At 36.0% G+C, this 6,814-nt stretch carries 5 protein-coding genes; all 5 read left to right on the top strand.

Translation table 11 applies throughout. The features are described from left to right. The first annotated feature begins 95 nt into the window (after positions 1-95). The 5 genes from MUW74_RS00985 to MUW74_RS00965 all read left to right on the top strand — a co-directional run bounded on the left by MUW74_RS00985 (position 96) and on the right by MUW74_RS00965 (position 6,808). Complete coding sequence (locus MUW74_RS00985; protein WP_243518403.1) at positions 96-446, top strand: hypothetical protein; 351 nt, start codon at positions 96-98, stop codon at positions 444-446. 20 nt (positions 447-466) lie between these two features. Beyond that, positions 467-1,534 (top strand): RluA family pseudouridine synthase, encoded by a 1,068-nt coding sequence (locus tag MUW74_RS00980; RefSeq protein ID WP_243518401.1) that lies wholly within the window; start codon positions 467-469, stop codon positions 1,532-1,534. Then, positions 1,485-2,105, top strand: coding sequence for a ComEA family DNA-binding protein (locus MUW74_RS00975; RefSeq protein ID WP_243518399.1), 621 nt, complete (start codon positions 1,485-1,487; stop codon positions 2,103-2,105). The genes MUW74_RS00980 and MUW74_RS00975 overlap by 50 nt, the downstream gene beginning before the upstream one ends. A gap of 150 nt (positions 2,106-2,255) precedes the next feature. Then, positions 2,256-5,816: a sodium:solute symporter family protein gene (locus tag MUW74_RS00970; RefSeq protein WP_243518397.1), complete on the top strand. Its 3,561-nt coding sequence runs from the start codon at positions 2,256-2,258 to the stop codon at positions 5,814-5,816. 626 nt (positions 5,817-6,442) lie between these two features. Then, positions 6,443-6,808 (top strand): hypothetical protein, encoded by a 366-nt coding sequence (locus MUW74_RS00965; protein ID WP_243518395.1) that lies wholly within the window; start codon positions 6,443-6,445, stop codon positions 6,806-6,808. Positions 6,809-6,814 lie beyond the last annotated feature (6 nt).

The raw sequence follows: 6,814 nt of genomic DNA, 5'->3' as shown, positions 1-6,814 counted from the left end.
ATCAACTACTACAAATAAATAGTTTATTAGTATATTTTCTGGGAGTTAAAAAATTCGGCTAGTCTTTCTATCGCTATCTTTTTATATTATTACCAATGGAACTTTTGCTATGCACATCTGAATTAGCAATCAAAGGTATTGTAATTTTAATCTCTTGGGTCCTTCAATGGCTATATGAATATTATAAAGCAGTAATTATTGTAAATGATGCTATGTCTGATAACCAGCTGAATAAAGATGAGCTAGAGGATATAAAAAAAGTGGTTAATAAACGACCTTCAGCTACTTCTTTTTCCCAGTTAGCAACAGCAAAAACTAGGCTACCTGAACCAGCTTCTAGCGTAACCCAGGAACCTAAACTTTGCTTTAAGCAACAGAGACGAAAATTTTTTAGAAATGCATTCCTGATGCAGGTCATTATGGAACAAAAAGGGTTTACAACCTAAAATTGGATTGATTTAGTTATATGAAAGAATATAACCTACCTGAAGTACCTTTTAAAGAGCATCTAATTACAGTTACAAAATCCTATTGTAGTTTTCGTATAGACAAATTTCTATCAAACGTTTTAGATATAAGTCGGAATAAAATCCAAGAAGCCATTTCAAATCAGTCTATTTTGGTTAATGAGCAAATAATTAAGTCTAATTATGTAGTTCAATCTGAAGACAAAATAGTAGCACGTATAGCTAGTACCATAGACCTAGAAATAGTTACGCCAGAAAAGATACCATTGGACATCATTTATGAAGATGAACACCTATTGGTTATTCATAAACCTGCTCAGATGGTGGTACATCCAGATACAGCTCATAGAAGGGGAACACTAGCCCATGCACTATTGTATCGCTATAAAAATTTACCCTTAAAAGACAATATGGCTAATAGGCCTGGCTTGGTACATCGCATTGATAAAAACACATCAGGTCTATTGGTAGTAGCCAAAACAGCGGAGAGCTTAGCATCATTGGCTCGTCAATTCTATAACCATACCGTCACACGAATCTATTATGCATTGGTTTGGGGTGATCCTCGAAATGAGACAGGTACGATTGATTTAAATATAGGCAAAGACAGCCATAACCATCAAAGAATAGCTGTTTTCCCAGATCATCAACAAGGAAAAAGGGCGATTACCCATTATCAAGTAATCAAACGTCTACACCATGTTGCCCTTGTAGCCTGTACATTAGAAACAGGACGGACCCATCAGATTCGTGTTCATATGAAACATATAGGCCATCCGATTTTTGGTGACACCCAATATGGGGGCGATGTAATAGTTAGTGGCCAACGGTATGCTGCTTATAAAGCTTTTGTAGAGAACTGTTTTAAATTGATGCCTTACCAAGTACTACATGCAGCCGTTCTTGGATTTAACCATCCTTTAACAGAAAAACCGCTCTCTTTTGAAGCTCCTTTACCCCAAAATTTTGTTAAACTCATAGAGAAGTGGGAGAAATATGTAACATCCACTATGCATCATGTTACGCAAATTAAAAGATTCGATCAAACAAGCCTTACACTTCTCTAATAGAGAAAGCAACGGCTTACTGGCTATTATGCTCCTGATATTTCTTTTAGTGATTGCCCCCAAGGTATATAACTTATACCAAAGGTCTATTTATAAACCATTAGATCATAGTGCAGATATTGCTTTATTGGAAAAAAATCTAACCCTATTGCAAGAAAATGCTGCTAAATCAGCACCCATTAACATTAACAGCGCTACTGCAACACAGTTACAAGCGATCACAGGAATAACGAAACAACTTGCCCTAAGAGTGATAGGCTACAGAGACAAATTAGGTGGCTTTATCTCACTGGATCAATATAAAGAAATCTATCATTTATCTAACCGCCTTCAAGCAAGATTAAAGCAGTGTACGACTATACCAGCACCATATAGCCCTAAAAAAATATCGTTAAACGAAGCAACCTTTCAAGCATTGATTGCTCATCCTTATATCTCAGCAGCTCTGGCCAAATCCATTATAGCCTACAGAAAAAAGCGAGGAAAATTCACCACTTTGTGTACCATACAAAAGCTACCAGGATACCATCCTGATTGGGGCAACAAAATAATGCCCTATCTAACACTTTAATCGCATTTAGCCGATTCGGGGCTATAAAATCCTTTAGCTTTATTTTTTTTACAAAAAAAATGATTAAAATAAAACAAAATTTTATAGCATGCTATTGAAACTATAAATTATTGTTAACTATTTTTTTATCTATTGAATACATTTTAGTTTATGGCTTGCTTAACCTTACCTTTATCTATCGTATCCGCTTTCTTGGTATTAACCTTGATAGTAGGCATTTACTTTAGCAGAACAAAAACCACCTTTCGAGCATATGCGGTAGGACATAAAAATTTGGCTACCACTACTTTAGTAGCTACTCTATTAGCTACTGCTTATGGCGGAGGTGGCCTAATACGCAATGTAGAGTGTGTTCATAGCCTTGGTTTAACGTGGATAGTAGCTACTATATTGCCAAGTTGTTTCGGTATGTGGATGATTGGTAAATTAGCCTTACGTATGGGCCCCTTTATGGAACATTTATCTATTGCAGAAACGATAGGTCATGTATATGGGAACTATGCTAGAATTGTGGCTGCACTGATTGGTATTTGCAAGTGTATTATTATAATTACCATCCAAATTAATGTAATGTCTTACACCACGAAAATTGTTTTAGGTTCGATTAATCCTCACCTAGTAGCTATTCTTGCTACCTTATTTCTTGTCTTCTATTCCACCTTTGGGGGTGTTCGTGCAGTTATCTATACAGATGTATTGCAATTCCTAACCTTTTCCATCATTATTCCTCTTTTAGCTTGGTTTATGTTTGTGAAAATAGGCAAGCCAATTGCCACTATTATGCCTATGTTAGGCAACTATACTAACTTTCAATTTAGTAGTCTATTCCAATTTAATAAAAAGCTATTGGGTATGTTACTACTAGTTCCCTCTATTGTATTTGCTTTTATAGATCCCCCTCTTATACAACGAATCTATATGTGTTCTGACCCGATTCAGGCTCGAAAAGTTTTTTCGTATGCTGCTGCTTTTAAATTTATTATAGCTTCTTTTATCATGCTAGTTGGTCTATTTGTTTTTATAGGTGGAGGGCCAGGTTTAAAAAACGTGGAGATTTGGCCCTATATAATGAATAATGTTCCACCTTATTTTAAAGGATTACTTGCGATTAGTTTACTGGCTATGGCTATGTCTACAGCAGATTCTTGTTTAAATGTCTGTGCGGTTATGGTAAGCCACGACATTATCAAAAGCCTATACCAGCAAAAAATAATTACAGAGGCCTACCAACTTAAAATAGCCCAACGCATTACGCTAGTGATAGGGCTATCTGCTATGATAGTAGCTTTGCAATTTAAAGATCTATTACAACTGCTTTTTTGGTCGTTTGCTTGCGCTGTACCTATCCTAGCAGCTCCTTTTATCTTAGCGATTTTTGGTTTTCGAGGTACTTCTCGGACAGCTTTAGTAGGCATGGCTACAGGTTTGCTAGCTATTTTAGCGTGGCATAAATGGGTGAATGCTTCAATCAGAATGGATGGTTGTTTCCTGGCTACGTTAGCTAATGGTCTAGCGATGATGGCTGCCCATTATCTACTAAAACAGCCGAAGAATGCCGGTTGGGTTAAGCCAGATCATTCATTTAAGCAAATCCAACAAGCCTATACCCGCAAACGTGCAGAACGAAAGGAAACTATTCAAAATGCTTGGGCAAATAGGGCAACTATTTTTACTAAGCTGCTACCCACCGATTCTACATTCCGCTTAACGGGGCTCTATCTCATCATGACTGCTATTCTAGGTTATTGGTTTATTACACCAGAACGGATATATTGGGCCGTAGTCCAAGCTATTTTGGGAGTGCTTTTTACCTCTTCTAAAACTTTTTTTAGCAAAGCCATTCCAGCTTGTTGTACTGGCTTAACTTGGCTAATTGGATTAGCGGCTTATCTTCCTATAAGCCTGATTTGGCATTGGTGGCATGCGGTAGATCCGATCTTTACTACCTCTTTATCTCTAGCCCATTGCGCTGTCATCTTATCGGTACTGCCTCTTTATTTAGCCATAAGCGTGGTAGCTACCACGCTATTATTGGCTATTTATCCAATCTCTATTACCCTCTCTTATTCAGTATTATGCTCTTTATTCCCATTTTTCATAGTAGCTTTACTCATATTGTCTATAATCATTTATCTCAAAATAAAGCTAAGTAGTTATATAACCCAAAATCTTTACCTAAAACATCAAGAAAGTATTAGAGAAGCCCAAGAGCTAAAAGCATCCCTGTATGATGCCACTTTATTACCCTCTCATGGTGCTACGCACCCTAAAGGCTATGGTTTTGTTTTAAAGCAAGTAGTGCGTAAAGTTGAAGAATCTATCTCATTTTTAGATAATGACACACCCCTGTTTAAAGAAGACTTTCAAAGTATCATCAATAAATTTTATGACTGGGTTTTCTTTTTTAATAAAAAAGAAAAGGCTAAGAGTCATGCACTACTGCATCCCACTAAAATTAGCTTAGATCAGTTAATGCGTAAGGTAGAAGTTGCCTTGTCACAAGCGGTAGAAAATCCCCCTAAATTGTTGATAGAAAAAATCAGCGTGTTGAATCAAGAACCATCGCCCGATATGGTATGTGATATCAACCAAGTAGTCTATTCATTGGTGAAGGCTATTTTACGGATGGGTAGATTAAGAGCAACCAATGCACCAGTTATTGGTATACACCTGCATCCTACTTCTTTGCAACTTAAGCAAGCCGACTCTATGAGGAACAATGCGCCTGCATTGTTTATGAATTTTCCAGCTACTGCTTTGGTCATTAGTCCGGTTACCACTTCCTATCACGTTTTTCCGAACGTAAAAGCAATCTATGATGCAATAGATACTATGGACGCCAAAAGTCAGCAAGATGCCCCACCATTCATAGATCTTGAGCAACATACTATAGCTAGTATGGTCCGTGCCCATTATGGCTATTTGGATATTTCTGGTGATGATAAGCAGCCTACTATCCTACTGGTGCTTCCTAACGATATAACTGATATTCTAGATAAAATAACTGTTCAATACCCTATAGATTGTTTAACTACAGCAGCACTTGTTACGCCTAAAGAGCAAGCTGATTCCATGATGACATTAATGAAATTCCATGATCATTTCTGTAAATCATTGTGTGAAGAAGATCCTATTGATGTAAAAACAATTTCAGGCTTACTTTTATTATTGCGGCAAAACTTTGGTTTTAAACGTCATACTTCAGGCCAATTGTTTTATGTCCGTGCGGTACGAATTGCTGAATTACTAACAGATTGGGTTTTTCACTCGCCTAAAGTAGTTTATGCTTCTTTGCTTTATGAATTGGTCCGTCATACTTGTTTGCCTCTTTCTTATATCAAAGAACATTACAACTTAGGCGTTTATACTTTTGTATCTAATGTGGTAAAAATAGATAAACGAGAAGAGTTAGACGATCCTTCTTTGCTTTATGTGCAGAATAGATTAGAAAAAGCGATTAAAGAAGATCATGTTCAACTATCCGTACTCTTTATCAAGCTAGCCGAAAGGCTCCATGATCTACGCCATGCAGCCAGTTATATCCACTCAACAGAGGTTCAGCATATGGCCCAAGAAACCTTGGCCATAGATGTTCAGATAGCCCAAACATACCTAGGTCCAGAGATCGGATATCTTTTAGAAAAGGCAGCTAAAGAAGCACTAAAAATTAGTAAGCATACCACTCAAACAAAAAAAGATCAAGACAAGTAGTACAGCCATTTATAACCCAACTACCTTCTATTAAAATTAGAGAGCAAGTGTTATTAACCGAGCGTATGCTACGCAATCATATCCATTCAGCACTATAACAAGCCTATACAAAATAAAAAAGTAAGTATCTGTTCACGCAATAGCGTCCACTTAAGGATAACCACCATTGGTGCATTTAAGTCGTAAGGAATTTTTATCTTACTTTTCCCCATAAAAAATAAGCAAAAAATCAAGCCCTGTGCAAAAATTGGCTGAAATCATAGCTTACAACTGTAAAAACAGAATCCGCCTTTCAAATTCCATTTTAACTATTTTTCTATTTCAGTTGTAACGGTCACTTGCTCAGCACAACTATTTTAAAAATGGCATTTTTGGGTCCACTTCTGCCACAGTAGTTAATAGATACCTACGATTTAATTATTGCTTTTTTAATAAAAATTTAGTATTATCATAACTTTATAATATTTACTAATAAATAAAAACAAATAGTTATTTAAATAAGCTTGATTTAGTTAGTAAACAAGAATCTAAACCCTATTTTAAGAACCAACTATATATTGTATTATACATATTTATTCTATTGATTTTTAATGCAATATATCATTCAATTATTTAGCTATTAACTCATGTACCGTACAAAAACATATATTTATATTCCTCGTTTAATAGCAGTTATATGTATGGTAGTAGTATCGTTTATTACGCTTGCTTGTAACAGATATAATCGTATCTACAGCAACATTAGTACGAAAGATACCAATGATGTAACCAACCCAGGAGCAATTAAAAGCAACGTAGTATTGGATAGCTCCCTCTTTGCTGCATTTAAAGCAAACCCTGGCATGCTATTTAGTGAGCTAATAAGTCAAAAAGATTACAAAAATCTAAAAGAGATTTTAAAAAATATAGCATCTTCGGCCACTACGATTCCTGATGATCAGATATATGAAATGTTAGCGCAAGTCATCACTTCATACGAGTGTAGTAGTTGATATTTA

The organism is Candidatus Cardinium sp. cBcalN2, assembly GCF_022810445.1.
Taxonomy (GTDB): Bacteria; Bacteroidota; Bacteroidia; order Cytophagales; family Amoebophilaceae; genus Cardinium.
Note: the sequence above shows the minus strand (reverse complement) of the source record. Positions and strands in the feature narration are given on the sequence as shown.

Coding starts and splice junctions, on each gene's coding strand:
- MUW74_RS00985 (WP_243518403.1), top strand. CDS start 96: ATGGAACTTTTGCTATGCACATCTGAATTAGCAATCAAAGGTATTGTA.
- MUW74_RS00980 (WP_243518401.1), top strand. CDS start 467: ATGAAAGAATATAACCTACCTGAAGTACCTTTTAAAGAGCATCTAATT.
- MUW74_RS00975 (WP_243518399.1), top strand. CDS start 1,485: ATGTTACGCAAATTAAAAGATTCGATCAAACAAGCCTTACACTTCTCT.
- MUW74_RS00970 (WP_243518397.1), top strand. CDS start 2,256: ATGGCTTGCTTAACCTTACCTTTATCTATCGTATCCGCTTTCTTGGTA.
- MUW74_RS00965 (WP_243518395.1), top strand. CDS start 6,443: ATGTACCGTACAAAAACATATATTTATATTCCTCGTTTAATAGCAGTT.